The following is a 17,239-nucleotide window of genomic DNA, read 5'->3' on the forward strand; positions in this document are numbered from 1 at the left end:
ACTTCCCATATTTGCATAAAAATATACTAAATTAAAAAGCGGAAGGTGTATGAGAAATATTAAAAATTCTTTTTTTTATTTGATAACTATTGGTGGGTTTTCTGCCTTGATGTATTGGATTATTATAAAAGGGAAAATGCTGGAAATAGGACGAAACATTGTTTCTCACCAAATAGAAAACGGACATTGGAATGATTTTACAATGTCGATGAACCACAATTTACAACACCCTCTAGCCATTCTTCTGGCGCAAATTGTCACAATTATTTTGGTAGCTCGATTTTTTGGATGGGTTTGCAGAAGAATTGGGCAGCCAACAGTAATAGGGGAGATGATAGCAGGGATTGTTTTGGGGCCCTCTTTAATCGGGATGTATTTTCCCGGATTTTCGGCAATGCTATTTCCTAAGGATTCGTTAGGCAACTTGCAGTTTCTGAGCCAAATTGGGTTAATCCTTTTCATGTTTGTTATTGGGATGGAATTGGATTTAAAAGTGCTTAAAAATAAAGCGCATGATGCTGTTGTTATCAGTCATGCCAGTATTATTATTCCGTTTACTTTAGGTTTAGGGCTTGCTTATTTTATTTATCAGTCTTTTGCTCCTCCAGGTGTTGAATTTCTTTCTTTTGGATTGTTCTTAGGAATTGCCATGAGCATTACTGCGTTTCCGGTTTTGGCAGGAATTGTTCGGGAACGTGGGATTCATAAAACTAAATTAGGGGCAATTGTAATTACCTGCGCCGCTGCCGATGATATCACGGCGTGGTGCATTCTGGCAGCAGTAATTGCCATTGTAAAAGCAGGTTCGTTTACTAGTTCTTTATATGTTATTGGCTTGGCCATAATTTATGTAATGGTGATGCTAAAAGTGGTTAGGCCTTTCCTAAAAAGAGTCGGTGATTTGAATTCTACCAGAGAAAGTCTGAACAAACCCGTTGTGGCTATTTTCTTTTTGACATTATTATTGTCTTCTTATGCATCTGAGTTGATAGGGATTCACGCTTTGTTCGGAGCATTTTTGGCTGGGGCAATCATGCCGGAAAACAATAAATTCCGAACTATTTTTATCGAAAAAGTAGAAGATGTTTCAGTTGTAATCTTACTTCCTTTATTCTTTGTTTTTACGGGTTTAAGGACCCAAATAGGATTAATCGACGACCCTTCTTTATGGAAAATTACCGGTTTGATTATTTTGGTTGCAGTAGTCGGTAAGTTTTTTGGAAGTGCGTTTGCGGCAAAGTTCGTAGGCCATAGCTGGAAAGACAGCCTGTCTATTGGGACATTAATGAATACAAGAGGTTTGATGGAATTGGTGGTGCTGAATATTGGGTATGATTTAGGTGTTTTGTCCACTCAAATTTTCACTATGATGGTTATTATGGCATTGGCAACCACCTTTATGACCGGTCCGGCTTTGGATTTAATTAATTATATATTCAAAACTAAAAGCAGCATTATCCCGGAAGAAATTAGCAATAAAAGTAAATACAAAGTTCTGATTTCTTTTGCCACAGCCGAAAAAGGGAAAACACTGTTGAACGTTGCCAATAGTTTGGTCAAAAAACAAAGTGGGAATACGGTTGTTACTGCAATGCATTTGTCATTAAGTTCAGAGTTGCATTCCTTTGATGTGAAAGATTATGAACGAGAAATGTTTTTACCGGTTATTTCTGAATCGGAAAATCTAAATCAAAAAATCATTACTCTTTTCAAAGCGTCAAATGATATTGATTCGGATATAATTGATACGGCTAATCATGGTGAATATGACTTGTTATTGGTAGGTTTAGGACAATCTATTTTTGAAGGAACACTACTGGGTAAAGTACTTGGTTTTACGACAAGAATCATCAATCCGGATCGCTTGATTGATAAATTTACAGGAAAAGAAGGGCTGTTTGAAAACTCTCCTTTCGACGAACGAACAAGACAAATTATTGCCAAAAGCAAAATGTCAGTCGGAATTCTTGTCGACAAAGAATTAAAGGAAATAAATCAGGTTTTCATGCCTATTTTTAGTGATGAAGATGCCTTTTTGATTGAATTTGCACAAAAATTGATTCACAATAACGGTTCTCAAATTACGGTTTTGGATGCGGTTGGGCACATTAGAAACAATCGAAAAATCCAAGAAGGAATTCGTTCCATAGAACAAATAGCGCCCAATCATATTATGATGATGCAGGAAAGAACGATTAAAAAAGAGTTTTTAGAGCATCAGGATTTGATGATCATTAGTTTAGAAAGTTGGAAAATACTGTTGGATTCCCACAGTATTTGGCTCAATAATACGCCATCGGTATTGATTATTAAACCATAAAATATTTTAAATGGAAACAAACAAAGTCCTGCATTTATATAAAACTTGCAGGACTTTGTTTTTAGTTTAAAGCCCTAAATTAAGTACATAACTTATTTTTACTGCTATATTATCTTCAAATTTAGGAAGTTGATTGGGTCCGTAACGGTAAAACCCACTTAATCCCAATCCTTTGAAAATTTGATTGAGTTCTATTCCGGATTCAAAATAACCTTCATTCAGCGTTTTATAATCCAGTCCGATGTGTTGTTCCGGTTTTTGCAAATTTCCCCAGGCCATTCGGGATACAAGAACCAAGGACGGTTTTATTTTTTTAAATAATGTCACCCGACTAAAACCATGTTTGAATTGAAAGAATGCATATTCACTGGAAAAAAACTCATTGAAAAACATCGTTTCAAAACTGTTTTTTCCTGAAAAAGTCATTCTTTGAATAATGGTTTCTTTAGTAATATTATTTGGAGAAGTATTGTACAAATGGGTTAATGGAACATCGCCAAAAGCATATCCCGCTTCAAAAAGTAAACTTGTTTTTTGACCGTTCAAATATTTTTTTTCATACTCCGTTTTGAAATCTATTTTGCTAAAATCGAAATCATTTTCCCAAATTTTAGGTATCGATTGGGTGTATTGAAAAGTAAATTTTGGAAAACGTTTTTCTACTTCAATTCTTCCGGTTGGGGTTTGCATATAATCGCTAAATGGATTCCAGCGTAAAGAAACCATGGCTGTTGTCATAATGTAATTGGAATACAGTTTTCCGTTCGCATTATATATGTAATTGAATTTGGGTTCGACAGCAGTACGGGAAAGTTCCCAGATACTTTCGGTTTTTGGAATGATTTTCGTTTCTATAAATGTTTTCCAGCTGACGTAATTGTAAAACGTACTGATGTTTATGGGTCTTGGGTCATAGATTTTAAAAGCTTTTTTATCAATCGCAAATACGGTGCTTGCAATTTCTCGAACATCATCAGTATAAGAAATGCCAATCCAGGAATTGGAAAATTTGCCTACTCGAGTCGCCATTCCCAAATTATATTTGAAATTCCCATCTTTTGTGCCATAAGCACAGTAGCCTTCGATTCTGTATTTCTTTGAAAATTGTTCGTTTGTGACTCCGCCAATTCCCAATCGGAACCCTTCATAATTGTTATAACTAAACAATTTGCGTAAGTCTAAATCAAATTTCCCCACGGGTAAATACCCATTGATGATTTTTCTGCCAAAACGGATGCGGCTTTCAATTCGTTTTTTGGAAGAAATACTATCGAGAGCCAAATATGTTTTTTGACTTCGATTGTCTAAACTGTCTTTTCTGTAAGTGTTCCAAAAACTTTCAGGTTTGTTGATCGCATCGTCTTTGATTTCGATTGCAATAGATGATTTTTTAATTTGAATAGGGGTGTTGTAATGAACATCAAAGTTGTTGCTTTGTGATAGCAGATAGGTATAATCGGAGGCTTCTTTTTTTCTTCTTTTAAAATCCTTCTCTATATCACCATCAAATTGAACGGTTCCGCCAAGAATTTTTATGTCATCATCGTTTTTGCCTTTTACAATTTTAAAAGTCTTATCTGATGGAAACCATAAATCGTCATTTGGAATGTATTTAAAATCATGTATTCCGCTAATGTCAAGAACTCCTTTTATTCGCATGACCGCTCTGGCTACAGCAAAATTATTTTGGTCAATATAAAGCACTCCTTCTAATCCGGATGCTTTTCTTTTCTTTTTGTTTTTAAAATAAATCATATAGGTATTTCTACCCTCTATGATTAAAGAATCCAGTAGTTTATAATTGTAATCTTTTAGCGCATCATTGGCAATGGGGCTGTTGTATTTAGTTTCAAAAAGCTCGTAACTGGAATCATAAATCGAAAATGACTGTAAGTTAAAAGCAATGATTTCATAAACGGGTTGTTTGAAACCAGCCATTTTTGTACCTAATATCGTTTCTTTTAATTTAGCATTACTGAATTGATATTGGGATACCTTTTCGGTTTGAAACAGATGTTGTTGGCGTATGATTTCTTTAAATTTATAATCAGAAGAGTCAATTTTAGAGAATGTTGCCCCAGCAGATTTTTTAACAAAAACAGAATCTATTCTTCCATCAATAGAATCAGGATTAGCGGTTAAAATGAGTTTGTTGTAGGATTTAAACTCAAAACGGCCGAGTTTTTTTTGTGGATTATTGTTGTCTTTGTTTTCAATTGCTTTTTTTATAATGGACAAAGCGGGGTTTTCGCTTGGAACAACCACTTCATTCAAATCATTTGTTCTTTGGGAAAGAACTACTGCGTAATATTTTTTATTTTTTTCGACAGTAACAGTAGATTTGGTGAAACCAATATACGAAAGATCAAAAGTTGAAATGACGATTGTAGATAAAATACTAAACTTTCCATCAACATCAGATATGGTATTTATTCCATTATTTGTGGTAATTGTTGCAAAAGGAAGGGGTTTATTCGTTGTGGATTCTTTTACAATTCCATTTACCTGAAATTGCGCCTGAAGCGAAAGCGTTAAAAAAAAGAAAAACAAACACAATTGCTTCATAAATAGGGTTTAATGCAAAACGGGTATAATCTCATTTTGGTATCGCAAAAATAACAATAAAAAAATCCGTTCACCTAAGCGAACGGATTTTTAATATGGTTTGAAGAGGAATTATACCTTCATGATTTCGGCTTCTTTCGAAACTAAAAGCTCATCTATTTTTCTGATATAACTATTAGTTAAGTTTTGAACTTCTTCTTCGGCACTTTTACAAATATCTTCTGATGTGCCTTCTTTTTCCAGTTTTTTAATATCCGTATTGGCATCTTTTCTGGCATTTCGAATACCAACTTTAGCATCTTCGGCTTCTACTTTGGCCTGTTTGGCAAGTTCACGTCTTCTTTCCTCAGTTAATGCAGGAACACTTATGATAATTACATCACCGTTATTCATTGGATTAAAACCAATGTTGGCAACCATAATTGCTTTTTCAATTACTTGCAGCATATTCTTTTCAAAAGGCTGTAGTGTAATCGTTCTCGCATCAGGAACACTAATTTTTGACACTTGTGAAAGCGGTGTTGCTGAGCCATAATAATCTACAAAAACACTTCCTAGCATTGCTGGAGAAGCTTTTCCGGCACGAATATTTAAAAATTCTTTTTCTAAATGCGCAATAGAACCTGTCATAGATTCTTTGGTACTATCTAATATAAATTCAATTTCTTCGGTCATTTTTTTAGGTGTTGGGTTTTGGGTTTTAGATGTTTGGAGAAACCTAAAACCCAGAACCATTAACTATATATTTACTACTGTTCCTATATTTTCTCCTTCACAAATTTTCAATAAGTTGCCTACTTTATTCATATCAAAAACCACGATTGGAAGTTTGTTTTCCTGACTTAGCGTGAATGCTGTAGTGTCCATTACATTCAATCCTTTTTTAAGAACATCACCAAAGGAGATAAAATCAAATTTTACTGCTGATGCATTTTTCTCCGGATCACAATCATACACACCGTCAACGCGAGTTCCTTTTAGAATTACATCGGCATTGATTTCCACACCACGTAAAACGGCAGCGGTATCCGTTGTAAAATAAGGATTTCCTGTACCTGCACCAAAAATCACGATTCTGCCTTTTTCAAGATGACGAACCGCTCTTCTCTTAATATATGGTTCTGCAATCGCCTCAATTTTTAAAGCTGTTTGTAAACGGGTAAGCATTCCTTTATCTTCTAATGCACCTTGTAAAGCCATTCCATTAATAATAGTGGCTAACATTCCCATATAATCGCCTTGTACTCTGTCCATACCTGCACTTGCTCCGGCAACTCCTCTAAAAATATTTCCACCACCAATCACGATGGCAATTTCTACTCCTTTTGCATGAATTTGCTTGATTTCATCGGCATATTCAGCTAATCTTTTTGGGTCAATTCCATATTGCAAGTCGCCCATTAAAGCTTCGCCACTTAGTTTTAGAAGAATTCTTTTGTATTTCATTTTTGTGTTGAGTTGATTGGTGCAAATATAGACATATTCTGTTTTTTAAAAAAAGTGTTACTTAAAATTTATAAATTAAGTTTTTTATAAGATTTTTTTGCGGCTTCATAGCCAATGTTGAAGATCGCATCCATTTTAATCTTATTCGTTTCAAAAGTACTATAGAGGCACAAATCCTTAGGTTCAATAACCCAATCACAGACGTTGAATTTGTGCATATTTGAATTTGCCGAAAGGATATCAAAAGCGCGGGTAGTTACGGCTTTTATGGAACTCAAGTCTTTAGCTTCAATTTTTTGAATAGGACTTACATAAACTCCAATTACAGTGTCACATTGTCCCTGTAAAATATCTGTGGGAAAATGATTTAATATACCACCATCACTATATAATTTTCCTTTAATTTCGTACGGAGACAAAATTCCGGGAAATGCTGAAGAAGCTAAAATAGCATCAATAATGGTTGTTTCAGGGCCAAATATTTTTAGCCTTCCTCTAACCATATCAGTCGCTGTAATATGAATTGGAATCTTCAGTTCCTCTAGTAAGGCATCCTTGAAAATAGCATGAAAATAATTTTTGAAAGATTCAGAATCAATTAGACCTGCTTTTGTGAAGGTAAAATGTTTCCAATGAAAAAGGTAGATTGACTTAAAAAACTCTAGGATTTCGTCAGGTGTTTTTCCCCAGGAATACAAGGCGCCAACAATTGAGCCAGCGCTCGTCCCGGCAATACGAGAAGGATAGATGTTTTTCTCTTCCAAGAATTTAATTGCGCCAGCATGCGCTATTCCTTTAGAGCCTCCGCCGGAAAGCACTAATCCTATCGATTTTGTTTTTAAATCCATTCTAAATATTTGATATAAAATTACTCTTTTTGTGGAACTGAAACTGATATAAGTCATATTTAAAACCCAATTTTATGGTAACTTTGTGTAAATAAAGATTTTATCATGAAAACAACAGTAGCTAAAGCATTATTTCACAGTCATTCGTATTCAGAATATAGAAAATTAGTTTCTGATTTATTATTTGAAGGAAAATCAACAGGTAATGAACAATCCGAAGATTTGACACATTACAGTTCCTTGAATGAAACGCGTATGGATCGTTTGGATAAAACGATGAGAATTCCAGAGGAAAATATTTTAAAATTAAAAAATTTAAAAAGAGAATACATTTGGTTAGTTATTTCCGAAGGCTGGTGTGGAGATGCAGCGCAAATATTGCCTATTTTCAATAAAATGACTATTGCCTCCGAGGATAAAATAGAAATGAAAATTGTTTTGCGGGATGAAAATGAGGAATTGATGAAGTTGTTTTTAACAAATAAAAAGAAAGCAATTCCTAAACTAATTGTAATTAATAGAGAAACGGGAAGTGTTCTTGGAAGCTGGGGCCCAAGACCCAAAGGTGCTGCCAATTTAATTAATGATTATAAAAAAGAATTCGGAGTAATTGATGAAACAGTAAAAACCAACTTGCAATTGTGGTATTTAAAAGATAAAGGATTGAGCACTCAGGAAGAAATAATTAATTTAATGCAAAATCTCTAATGCAAAAACTATATATATAGTTGTGAGTTTTTTTTTATATCAAATAATTGAGTTTATTTTTTTGTGTATCAAAAAAAAAATTGTAAATTAGTGACTCCCAATCAGGTCTACTATATTGATTTACTTTTTTTATTGGTGTTTAAATATTGTTTCACAATTAAAAAAAAACATCGTTATGAAAAAGCTGTTTGAAAGGGTTTATGATTATTTATCGCGTTTACTATTTGGAGGTAAAAACGTAACTCATTATTAAACCAATGGCGTAGCTAAGTAGACAAAAAGAGTATGGATTAAAACTACTTTAAATTTTAGAAAAAACACATCGCAAATTCAATTTTTGTATTTGTCATGTGTTTTTGCTTTTTTGATTACAATTGAGGGGCTAGACTTTGTTCGAATAAAGTCACATCCATAGCATCGGTCACATCATAATCGCCAATTTTTGTTCGGCGTAAAGCGGTTAAATGGGAACCTGAATTCATGGCTTTTCCAAAATCGTAAGCTAAAGAACGAATATAGGTTCCTTTGCTGCAAACTACTTTGAAATCGACTTCAGGAAGTGCGATTCGGGTGATTTCAAATTCGTGAATGGTCGTTTTCCTTGTTGCAATTTCAATTGTTTCTCCAGCGCGTGCATGTTCGTATAAGCGAACGCCGTCTTTTTTTATAGCCGAAAAAATAGGTGGTTTCTGGTCTATTTCACCTAAAAACTGTTTTACGGTTTCCTCAATTAAAGCTTCGTCAATATGTTCTGTTGGGAAAGTTTGGTCGATTTCAGTTTCTAAATCATACGAAGGCGTTGTGGCTCCAATATAGAAAGTTCCAGTATATTCTTTGGCTTGACCCTGAAGTTCTGTAATTCTTTTGGTAAATTTCCCCGTGCAAACTAATAGCAATCCGGTTGCCAATGGATCCAAAGTACCGGCATGGCCAATTTTTATTTTCTTTAAGCCTAGTTTACTTTTCAAAGCCCACTTCATTTTGTTTACCGCCTGAAAGGAAGTCCAATGCAATGGTTTGTCAATGAGTAAAATTTGTCCGTTTTGGAAATCTTCGGCTGTCTTCAAAAGAAATTATTTTAAGTATGAAAAGTAAATCAATAAAAAGATACCCGCTATTATTCGGTACCAACCCCAAGGTTTGAAACCGTATTTTTTAATGATTTCAATGAAGAATTTAATAGCTATAATGGCAACAATAAAAGCCACAACGTTTCCTATTAGGAATAGTTGTATGTTTTCGTTAGACTTTAGAATCAATTCATAGCCTTTCATTTGTGAAGACACGTAGGTTTTCAAGAAAACGGAGTAACATGTTACTGCCATCATGGTTGGAACGGCTAAAAAGAAAGAGAATTCCGCAGCGGCATGACGTGTCAATCCTTGTTGCATTCCGCCAATTATAGAAGCGGCCGAACGGCTTGTTCCCGGCATCATCGCTAAACATTGCCAAAAGCCAATAGTTACTGCTTTTTTAACCGTGATATCTTCTTCTTTAATAACTGTTGGGCTTTGGAAACGACTGTCAATAAAAAGCAAAATAATTCCACCCAAAATTAATACAATCGCAATTGGAATAGGATCTCCTAGAACTGCTTCAATTTTATCATCGAATAATTTCCCTAAAACCAAGGCTGGAATTACGGCATAAATAAGTTTGAGGTAAAAGCTGATGGCGACACTTCGGGAAGAGAAATCGAAAAATTTCTTCCAATACAAAGCGACAACCGCTAGAATGGCTCCAAACTGAATGGAAACTTGAAAAAGCTTGACGAAATCGTCCTCTTGAATTCCAAAATACGAACTGACAAAAACCATGTGCGCCGTTGAAGAAACCGGAAGATATTCTGTTAATCCTTCAATGACAGCAATTAAAAATGCTTGTAATGTATTCATTTATGCTTTCTTTGGATTTTTAAGAATGGCATAAACGGTAATTCCAAACCCGATTAAAACGGTAGTGGGCGCTAATCGAATTCTTCTAAAATTAAAGATGTCTTCGCTAAACACATTTGGATCATCGCTTCCTCCGCCAGACATTAGTATAAATCCCAAGCCAATTACTCCAATTCCGATTAATAGAATTTTATAATTTATTTTGTCAAAAAGGAATTCATGTTTTTGGTCGTTATTTTTCATTTATGCTTGATTTATTTCAGCGTCTAAAAATGCTGAATTATGATGGTGTAATTAAATCTGAATTCTAAAATCGTTAATCTATAATCTGAAATTAATAAAGATCGTCTGTTCTCAAATTCAAAAAGCGTTGTGTGGCAAAATAGGTGCTTAACCAAGTAATTAAAACACCAATTCCCAAAACAGCCAGTAATACCAATCCAATTAAAGCTTTGTCTTCCAATATGCCAAGATTAGGAAAGTTTGTTTCAACGTAAATCAAAACCCCAATCAATGCGAGAACTGCCAGTCCTGCGCCAATCATTCCCAGTTTTATGCTTCGCATTACAAATGGTTTTCTGATAAAGGCTTTAGTGGCACCTACCATTTGCATGGTTTTAATGATAAATCGGTTGGAATGGATTGATAAACGCAACGAGCTATTAATCAGTAATACGGCAATAAAGGCTAAGAATCCGCTGATTATTAGAATCCACATACTTACTTTCTTGATGTTGTCGTTGACTAAATTCACTAATTGTTTGTCATATACAATATCCGAAATCATAGGATTTTTGCGTAAACCAGCTTCGATTTTTGCAATACTATCTTTAATTACATAATCGGCTTTTAAGTGAATATCGTAAGAGTTTTGCAATGGATTTTCACCCAAAAATTCCATAAAATCCTCTCCGATAATGTCGGTATGTTGTTTGGCAGCAGCTTCTTTCGTAACGTAATCGTATGATTTTGTAAAACGGCTTGATTTTAATTCGGTTCCAAAAGCCTTCAATATGCTGTCATTGGCTTCGTTCTTAAAAAAGACCGTCATGGCAATGTTTTCTCTGAAATCGTCAGCTAATTTTTTAGAATTTATAATAAAAAGACCCAGTATTCCAAGTAGAAATAAAACCAAGAATACACTTAGTACTACTGAAAAATAAGAGGAAATTAATCTGCGTTTTTGAAATTTATCAAAGGAAGAACTCATAGTTTACTTAAATTATGGGGTAAAAATAATAAAGAATTTCTTTATTTAAAGTTAATAACGCTCAAAGTTTTAACTTTCGTACAATAAACGTAAATTTCAAAAGCAAACCAATCTTTTAAAGACTCTTTTTTTAAATTTTACCAACATTCCAAGTCAATGATAAATAATACAATCCTCCAATTGAAGGCCCGCCTAACATAGAATAATAGGTTTTGTTGAGGAAATTAGTTCCTCCCAGTTTAGCAGTTACGCCTGGTTTTTTAAAATTATAATTTACTTGCGCATCCATTGACCAATAGGCAGGTACTTCGCCGCTAACCAGGAAAGAAACATAATCATATTTATTTTGATAGCGATACGTAACACTTGCGCCAAGGTTTCTCCATAAATTTTCTGTAATGACTGTTCCATTCACAATAAATTTAGGCGTGTTAAAACCATCTTCCAGTCCATCTTTATCATCTGTTCGGTCTAATTTAGTGTAGGTTAAATTCCCTAAAAATGAAAACACATTGTTGTATTTGTATTTTAATCCTAAACTACCACCATAATTGTAGATTTTACTTTTAGAATTGGTCCATAAACGATAGCGACTTTGAGAAGCTTTAGAATATAGTGAAGTTGGTATAAGTGCTGCATCCTTTGTATTGGGAATACTTGCTTCAACTTGTGCAATAAAATTCTCATACGAGTTGTAATAAAAATCGGCATCAATAAACAAGCTCTTTTTTAGGACAACTCCTCTAAATCCAAATTCAAAAGAACGAACAAATTCAGGTTGTAAATAGGTATATGGATTTTTCTGGATTATAGCTTTGTTTTTGTCAATTGCTTGTGCCTGCGTTAGACCAAGTGTATTAATGTCGCTGTTAACTTGGGCTTGAAATTTGTCTATGGATGCTTTTGTATAAGAATTTTCAAAAATCCCATCTGACATTATTCGTAATCCACCCACTCGTTTTACGCCTCCGCTGTTTACATTTGAAAAACCTTCAAAAATACTTGGGAATCTATAGCCACTTTGGTAAGAAGCTCTGAAATTAATTTCTTCTTTGGGCGAATATACTGCGGTAATTCGGGGTGTAAATTTCAAATCGAAATAGTCCGCTTTGTCCAAACGCATGGTTGCGCTCAATCGTAGTTTTTTATCAAATAAATCTTTGCTTAATTGGGTAAATCCACCCGTTTTTCCATAGGTTAGATTTTTTGAACTATTGACAGGATTAATAAAGTAGTTTCCGTCCGGAACAATAATGTAAGTTCTGTAATCAAAACCACTTAAGAGTTGTGCGTCAATTTTTTTGAAAAAAGAAGAAAAAAGCTTGTCCCAATTCAATACCCCTTCGGAATGAAATAGGCTTGATTTTACTCGAAGCGCAGCACCATAATCCCAATTATTGATGTTGACTAATTCGTCTTTTTTCTGATTATAGGCATCAGTTCCGGGTTGAAATCTTCCCAGGTCTGATAGTTCTCTTGCTGTTTTATGAGCATTTGCAACGTTTGACCCTCCATTTATTGCGTTTTTATAAGCGGTGGTGTAATCCGAAAACCATTGGTCATCTGATTTGAAGGCCCTGTCCATATTTTCAGCAAGGGAACGCATATTGTATGATTTTCCTGTGTTCTCTTGAGTTAAATACGTTCGTATTTGAAAAATATCCGACTGATAATCGATCGCGTATTGATTTAGCGTGTAATCCTCTAATCTGAAACGATTGGAGCGCTGATAGACGGTATTAATTAAAGCTCCCTTATAAGTAACAGCTAATTGGTGTCCTTTTTTTGGTCGGAAATACAAACCAACATCTCCTTTGTAATTTTGGATGTTATAATCTGCAATGTCGGTTTCTCTGTAACCCGTTCTGGAAACAACATATTTTTTTCCATTTAAGGTCAATGTTTTTCTATTTGCCGATTCGTTTCCATAACTATTTACTTCATCAAAAGCGGGATTGTCAGCACCATATAAATTAGTTGAGGAATTGATAGTTGGAGCCAAATCGGTTCTGTTGTCTGCCACCCAATCCGTGCCTCCAGTTGTGGAACCGTTTATTTTGAAAGCAATTTTTGAATTTAATGCTTTTGCATAACGAAAATTAGCTTGGGTATAAAGCTGAGGTGAAAAGCGGTCTATATTCCCAACATGATTGACTCCGGTTAATTGTTGAATGCTCAACCCTTGATATTCAAATGGATTTTTGGTTTGAATATTCGCCAATCCATTGATGGCGTTCATCCCGTATAATGCAGAAGCTGCTCCTGGAATTATTTCGATTTTATCGATGTCAAGGTCGTTTGCTCCAAGTGCATTTGCAATGGGTGTACCTAAATGTGGTGCTTGGTTGTCTATACCATCTACCAATTGGGCAAACCGTACATTGGTTGTGTTGGCAAATCCTCTCGTGTTTATGACTTTAAAACCTAAACTGGGTGTGATAATTTGTACTCCTTTTAAGTTTTCAAACGCATCAAAACAGGATGGGGAACCCATGTTTTTTACATCAGCCGATTTTAATTGTTCAATACTTATGGGGGAACGCAAAAATGTTTCGGAGATTCTAGAAGCAGTAATAACTACTTCTTTTAGCATTTCTTTTTTTATACTGTCTTGGCTTGTTTTTGAATTTTCTTTTTGTGACTGGGCAAAGCTTTTTAAACTTAGTAATACTAGGATCAGATATGATTTTGATTTCATAATGGGTTGTTTTTTTTCAGTATGTTTTAAAAGGAATACTGATTATTAAATTTTTTGGTTTGTATAGTTAATTTTCTTTAAAATCTCGGTTTATATCAGTATGTTTTTAAAAGAACACTGCTGTTCAAATTTTTTAAAATTTCAAATTCAAAGTTTCTTTTTTAGCAAAATCTTGAATTTTCTTTTCTAATTCATAAAAAGTCTGAATGGCTTTTTCTCCGGCTCCGGTCAATCTGGCGCCACCACCACCTTTGCCACCAAGTAATTTTTCTACCAGTGGTTTTTCGGCACGTTTGTTCATTTCTTCAACTAATTGCCAAGCTTGCCGATACGCCATTTTCATTTCTTTGGCCGCATTAGTGATTGAGCCGGTTTTGGCAATATTCTCAAGCAACCATATCTTGCCAATGCCTAAAAAAGGGCCATCAGCTTCTTCAATCCAGATTCTGACTGCTATGGTGTATTTTTTATTTTCTCCCATCAGTATGTTTTAAAAAATATAGTGAAAAGCAATTGAGTTCTTACGATTTAATTTTTAATCGATTTGAAATACTTAGAAGTACTTCACAAACATAAGTATTTTTACTTAGAATAAAAATATTTTTATAAAATATATCAAACATAATAATGCTTTTATTTATCGACTTACTTCTTTTGCTATATAAGTATTTTGTTAATCAATGTTCTAAAGGTTTAAAATATTGGATTTATGAAATAACCTGTATCAATGGATTAAATGCTTTGGAAGCCACTAATACTTTTTGTCCTATTCTAAAGTCTTTTATTTCGTCTTCGGTAGCGATTACTTTTACAATAGTATTTCCTGAAAGTACCTGTATCACATAAACGATGTCACTTTTGTTAATGCTAATTATTTCTCCTGTTAATTTGAATTTACTGCTTATTTTTTCTTCAGAAAACACGCTGCTTGGGCTGCCTTCTTTCACTATTTTTCCTTTATCAAGAATGATAACTTTATCTGATAGCTTAAATATTTCAGAGATAGTATGACTGATCATTAGCGTTGTCAATTGATAGTGCTGATGTATTTTGAGAATATAATCCTGGAGTTTAAATCGCATTTCATCATCTAAAGCCGAGAGTGGTTCGTCTAATAAAAGAATTTTTGGTTTCCGAACAATTGCCCTTGCCAATGCCACGCGCTGTTTTTGCCCGCCAGATAAATTTTGTGGTTTGCTGTTTTGTAAGGATTGTAATTCCATAAGTTCTATTAATTCGGCTACAATTTCGGGAGTATCGTTTTTTTGCAAGGCGAACATTAAATTTTCCTTTACCGTTAAGTTAGGGAATAGCGCAAAATCTTGAAAAACAAAACCAATGGATCGTTTTTGAACAGGTAGATGGTGCTTTTTTTGAGAATCATCCCAAACTTCATTTTCTACTTCAATGTGTACTTTTTCAGCCTCAGTTAGTCCAGCCAATATTCTGAGGATGGTTGTTTTTCCAGCTCCTGAATTTCCATAAATGGATAGAAACTGGCCTTTTTCAACGGTCAAGGAAACATCCAAAGGCAATTCGCCATCTGCCGTTTGCAGCATTTTATGTATATAAAAATTAATCATTTAATGGATTGGTTTTACTAAATGAATTATTGAGGAGGTAAACTCCCAAAAGTATTAAAAAGGTGAAACTAAAAAGTATTGCTGCGTATACGTTGGCAGTATAGTAGTTCATAGATTGTACTTCATCATAAATAGCAATAGATATTACTTTTGTTTCGCCAGGAATACTACCGCCAACCATTAAAACGACTCCAAATTCGCCAACTGTATGTGCAAAGGTTAGTACTATTCCAGTTAAAATGGATGATTTAATGTTGGGTAATAAAATTTTTGTAAGGGTGGTAAGTTTAGATTTTCCTAAAGTAAAAGCTGCTTCTTTTAAGGAAATAGGCAGATTTTTTAGTCCCGATTGGATAGGATGAACCATAAAAGGGAGGCTATAAAGTACCGATGCGATAATTAACCCTTCAAAGGTAAAAACTAAGTGAGCATCAAAATACTGATCTAAAAATTTTCCAAATATATTTTCCGGACTAAATGCTAACAATAAATAAAATCCTAAAACGGAAGGTGGTAAAACTAGGGGCAGGCTAACAATAGCTTCTATTGCTGCTTTAAATTTAAATTTGCTGTAGGCTAACCAATAGCAAAGCGGAATGGATACCGCTAATAAAATGATAGTGGTAATCAATGCCAATTTTGCTGTCAGCCATAATGGTTCTAAATCAATCATTGGGTGATAAGCTTACTTCGTTGGTTTTTATTAATGCCAATACGGTATCCTTTTCTTTTAATTCGAGTTGGTCGCAGGCATTGGTTGTGATAATGGATTTAATAATTAGTTCACCAAATAATAAATCGATCTGGCTGAGTATAGCACCTTTTTTTATGGATTGAATGCTGCAAAGTACACGATTTTGGATGCTGATATTCGGGTTTAAATCTTTGGCAACAATGACTTCCGTTTCCTTAAAAAGAATTTTTACCGGATAGTCTGTTTTCAGATAACTGACTGTTTCCGGCGAGTCAAGTACAATTGAAGTAAAAATGGTATTGCCTGATTTTACTTTAACTAATGATATCCCTTCGTGCGACTGAATGGTTGTGATGGTTCCGTTTAGTGTGTTCATTTCTTTTTTTGTGTAAATCCGAAGTGTGTTAAAATTGCTATAGCCGTTGGTGTCGCCATAAAATTATAGAATTTTACTGCGCTTGAATTGCCAGCAGCCTTTTTTAAAATTACATACCCTTGTTCTAAAGGTTTGTGGCTTTTCTCGGGAATAATGTAATATTTGCCTCCTTCTTTTTTCATGTTGGGAGATAAAGCTAAAGATAAAGCTATAATGCCAATATCAGCAGTGCCTAACTGTACAAATTGAGCGGTTTGCGCAATATTTTCGCCGAAAACTAATTTGTTTTTAACTTTTTCATACACTTTATAGTACTTCATGCTTTCTACAGCCTTTTCGCCATAAGGAGCATGGTCGGGGTTGGCAATTGCGATTTTATTTAATTGAGGAAGTGACAAACTGTTTATTTTGAATGTATTCGGATCAATTTTTTTACTCCAGATTACAATTTTACCAATGCCGTAAATTTTTACATCAGAGCTAGTAAATCCTTTTTCTTTTAATTTTTGTGGATAACTTTTATCAGCGGAGAAAAAAACATCAAAGGGAGCTCCGTTTTGTATTTGTTCAAAAAATTTGCCCGATGAACCGTAGGTAACTTGTACTTCTTTATCAGGGTTTCGTTGTTGATATACATTTATAATAGAATCTAATGCGAATTTTAGGTCAGAAGCCGCAACAACGGTAATTTTTTGTTGCGCTCTGATGCTATTGAATGTAAATAGTAAAAGAACTAAGGCCGTTAAAAAAAGTAGTTTATTTATTTTCATTGCTTCTGGTTTTAGTTTTTATTACTTGATCATTGTGTTTTTAAAAACATAATGAAAAACAAAATAGATAAGAAAAATATTTTTTCAAACACAAATATAAGTATTTTTACGTAGTCAAGATTGAAT

General features: G+C 34.2%; 16 protein-coding genes. 2 read left to right on the forward strand and 14 right to left on the reverse strand.

All coding sequences use genetic code 11. The features are described 5' to 3' along the window. The first annotated feature begins 49 nt into the window (after positions 1 to 49). A complete protein-coding gene (locus ACNO7W_RS01055; RefSeq protein ID WP_417936687.1) occupies positions 50 to 2,320 on the forward strand; it encodes a cation:proton antiporter in 2,271 nt (756 codons plus the stop codon). 66 nt (positions 2,321 to 2,386) lie between these two features. Here ACNO7W_RS01055 and ACNO7W_RS01060 read toward each other — a convergent pair whose 3' ends face one another. The 4 genes from ACNO7W_RS01060 to ACNO7W_RS01075 all read right to left on the reverse strand — a co-directional run bounded on the left by ACNO7W_RS01060 (position 2,387) and on the right by ACNO7W_RS01075 (position 7,179). Continuing rightward, complete coding sequence (locus ACNO7W_RS01060) at positions 2,387 to 4,885, reverse strand: DUF5686 family protein (protein ID WP_417936688.1); 2,499 nt, start codon at positions 4,883 to 4,885, stop codon at positions 2,387 to 2,389. A 111-nt stretch (positions 4,886 to 4,996) separates the two neighbouring features. After that, positions 4,997 to 5,560 carry a ribosome recycling factor gene (gene frr / locus ACNO7W_RS01065; protein WP_143387583.1) on the reverse strand — a complete coding sequence of 188 codons (564 nt, stop codon included), beginning with the start codon at positions 5,558 to 5,560 and terminating at the stop codon, positions 4,997 to 4,999. Positions 5,561 to 5,623: 63 nt separating this feature from the next. Beyond that, complete coding sequence (gene pyrH, locus ACNO7W_RS01070) at positions 5,624 to 6,331, reverse strand: UMP kinase (protein ID WP_143387582.1); 708 nt, start codon at positions 6,329 to 6,331, stop codon at positions 5,624 to 5,626. Between the two features lie 68 nt (positions 6,332 to 6,399). Beyond that, positions 6,400 to 7,179: a patatin-like phospholipase family protein gene (locus ACNO7W_RS01075; protein ID WP_143387581.1), complete on the reverse strand. Its 780-nt coding sequence runs from the start codon at positions 7,177 to 7,179 to the stop codon at positions 6,400 to 6,402. A 105-nt stretch (positions 7,180 to 7,284) separates the two neighbouring features. On the opposite strand from ACNO7W_RS01075, the gene ACNO7W_RS01080 reads away from it, so the two are divergent. Then, positions 7,285 to 7,887 (forward strand): thioredoxin family protein, encoded by a 603-nt coding sequence (locus ACNO7W_RS01080; RefSeq protein ID WP_417936689.1) that lies wholly within the window; start codon positions 7,285 to 7,287, stop codon positions 7,885 to 7,887. A 368-nt stretch (positions 7,888 to 8,255) separates the two neighbouring features. On the opposite strand, the gene truB is transcribed toward ACNO7W_RS01080, so the two are convergent. The 10 genes from truB to modA all read right to left on the reverse strand — a co-directional run bounded on the left by truB (position 8,256) and on the right by modA (position 17,113). Continuing rightward, complete coding sequence (gene truB, locus ACNO7W_RS01085) at positions 8,256 to 8,954, reverse strand: tRNA pseudouridine(55) synthase TruB (protein ID WP_417936690.1); 699 nt, start codon at positions 8,952 to 8,954, stop codon at positions 8,256 to 8,258. Positions 8,955 to 8,960: 6 nt separating this feature from the next. Then, entirely contained in the window at positions 8,961 to 9,782 is an 822-nt protein-coding gene (locus ACNO7W_RS01090; protein ID WP_143387578.1) for an undecaprenyl-diphosphate phosphatase, read from the reverse strand. Beyond that, positions 9,783 to 10,025 (reverse strand): DUF3098 domain-containing protein, encoded by a 243-nt coding sequence (locus ACNO7W_RS01095; protein WP_417936691.1) that lies wholly within the window; start codon positions 10,023 to 10,025, stop codon positions 9,783 to 9,785. A gap of 91 nt (positions 10,026 to 10,116) precedes the next feature. Further along, complete coding sequence (locus ACNO7W_RS01100) at positions 10,117 to 10,992, reverse strand: cell division protein FtsX (RefSeq protein ID WP_143387576.1); 876 nt, start codon at positions 10,990 to 10,992, stop codon at positions 10,117 to 10,119. Positions 10,993 to 11,122: 130 nt separating this feature from the next. Then, positions 11,123 to 13,690 carry a TonB-dependent receptor gene (locus ACNO7W_RS01105; protein ID WP_417936692.1) on the reverse strand — a complete coding sequence of 856 codons (2,568 nt, stop codon included), beginning with the start codon at positions 13,688 to 13,690 and terminating at the stop codon, positions 11,123 to 11,125. 133 nt (positions 13,691 to 13,823) lie between these two features. Beyond that, positions 13,824 to 14,171, reverse strand: a complete 348-nt coding sequence (locus tag ACNO7W_RS01110) for a winged helix-turn-helix domain-containing protein (RefSeq protein WP_417936693.1) — start codon at positions 14,169 to 14,171, stop codon at positions 13,824 to 13,826. 226 nt (positions 14,172 to 14,397) lie between these two features. Continuing rightward, a complete protein-coding gene (locus tag ACNO7W_RS01115) occupies positions 14,398 to 15,273 on the reverse strand; it encodes an ABC transporter ATP-binding protein (RefSeq protein ID WP_143387573.1) in 876 nt (291 codons plus the stop codon). Then, positions 15,266 to 15,946, reverse strand: a complete 681-nt coding sequence (gene modB / locus ACNO7W_RS01120) for a molybdate ABC transporter permease subunit (protein WP_185963438.1) — start codon at positions 15,944 to 15,946, stop codon at positions 15,266 to 15,268. Before modB ends, ACNO7W_RS01115 begins: the two co-directional genes overlap by 8 nt. After that, on the reverse strand, positions 15,939 to 16,343 hold the full coding sequence (locus tag ACNO7W_RS01125; RefSeq protein ID WP_143387572.1) for a TOBE domain-containing protein: 405 nt from the start codon (positions 16,341 to 16,343) through the stop codon (positions 15,939 to 15,941). The genes modB and ACNO7W_RS01125 overlap by 8 nt, the downstream gene beginning before the upstream one ends. After that, positions 16,340 to 17,113 carry a molybdate ABC transporter substrate-binding protein gene (modA, locus tag ACNO7W_RS01130; RefSeq protein WP_417936694.1) on the reverse strand — a complete coding sequence of 258 codons (774 nt, stop codon included), beginning with the start codon at positions 17,111 to 17,113 and terminating at the stop codon, positions 16,340 to 16,342. The genes ACNO7W_RS01125 and modA overlap by 4 nt, the downstream gene beginning before the upstream one ends. Between the last annotated feature and the right edge of the window lie 126 nt (positions 17,114 to 17,239).

The organism is Flavobacterium sp. ZB4R12 (assembly GCF_048276375.1).
GTDB classification, from domain to species: domain Bacteria; phylum Bacteroidota; class Bacteroidia; order Flavobacteriales; family Flavobacteriaceae; genus Flavobacterium; species Flavobacterium gawalongense.

Excerpts from the sequence above, each read along its gene's own strand:
- ACNO7W_RS01055 (WP_417936687.1), top strand. The coding sequence starts at position 50 with ATGAGAAATATTAAAAATTCTTTTTTTTATTTGATAACTATTGGTGGG.
- ACNO7W_RS01060 (WP_417936688.1), bottom strand. The coding sequence starts at position 4,885 with ATGAAGCAATTGTGTTTGTTTTTCTTTTTTTTAACGCTTTCGCTTCAG.
- frr (WP_143387583.1), bottom strand. The coding sequence starts at position 5,560 with ATGACCGAAGAAATTGAATTTATATTAGATAGTACCAAAGAATCTATG.
- pyrH (WP_143387582.1), bottom strand. The coding sequence starts at position 6,331 with ATGAAATACAAAAGAATTCTTCTAAAACTAAGTGGCGAAGCTTTAATG.
- ACNO7W_RS01075 (WP_143387581.1), bottom strand. The coding sequence starts at position 7,179 with ATGGATTTAAAAACAAAATCGATAGGATTAGTGCTTTCCGGCGGAGGC.
- ACNO7W_RS01080 (WP_417936689.1), top strand. The coding sequence starts at position 7,285 with ATGAAAACAACAGTAGCTAAAGCATTATTTCACAGTCATTCGTATTCA.
- ACNO7W_RS01090 (WP_143387578.1), bottom strand. The coding sequence starts at position 9,782 with ATGAATACATTACAAGCATTTTTAATTGCTGTCATTGAAGGATTAACA.
- ACNO7W_RS01095 (WP_417936691.1), bottom strand. The coding sequence starts at position 10,025 with ATGAAAAATAACGACCAAAAACATGAATTCCTTTTTGACAAAATAAAT.
- ACNO7W_RS01100 (WP_143387576.1), bottom strand. The coding sequence starts at position 10,992 with ATGAGTTCTTCCTTTGATAAATTTCAAAAACGCAGATTAATTTCCTCT.
- ACNO7W_RS01105 (WP_417936692.1), bottom strand. The coding sequence starts at position 13,690 with ATGAAATCAAAATCATATCTGATCCTAGTATTACTAAGTTTAAAAAGC.
- ACNO7W_RS01110 (WP_417936693.1), bottom strand. The coding sequence starts at position 14,171 with ATGGGAGAAAATAAAAAATACACCATAGCAGTCAGAATCTGGATTGAA.
- ACNO7W_RS01115 (WP_143387573.1), bottom strand. The coding sequence starts at position 15,273 with ATGATTAATTTTTATATACATAAAATGCTGCAAACGGCAGATGGCGAA.
- modB (WP_185963438.1), bottom strand. The coding sequence starts at position 15,946 with ATGATTGATTTAGAACCATTATGGCTGACAGCAAAATTGGCATTGATT.
- ACNO7W_RS01125 (WP_143387572.1), bottom strand. The coding sequence starts at position 16,343 with ATGAACACACTAAACGGAACCATCACAACCATTCAGTCGCACGAAGGG.
- modA (WP_417936694.1), bottom strand. The coding sequence starts at position 17,113 with ATGAAAATAAATAAACTACTTTTTTTAACGGCCTTAGTTCTTTTACTA.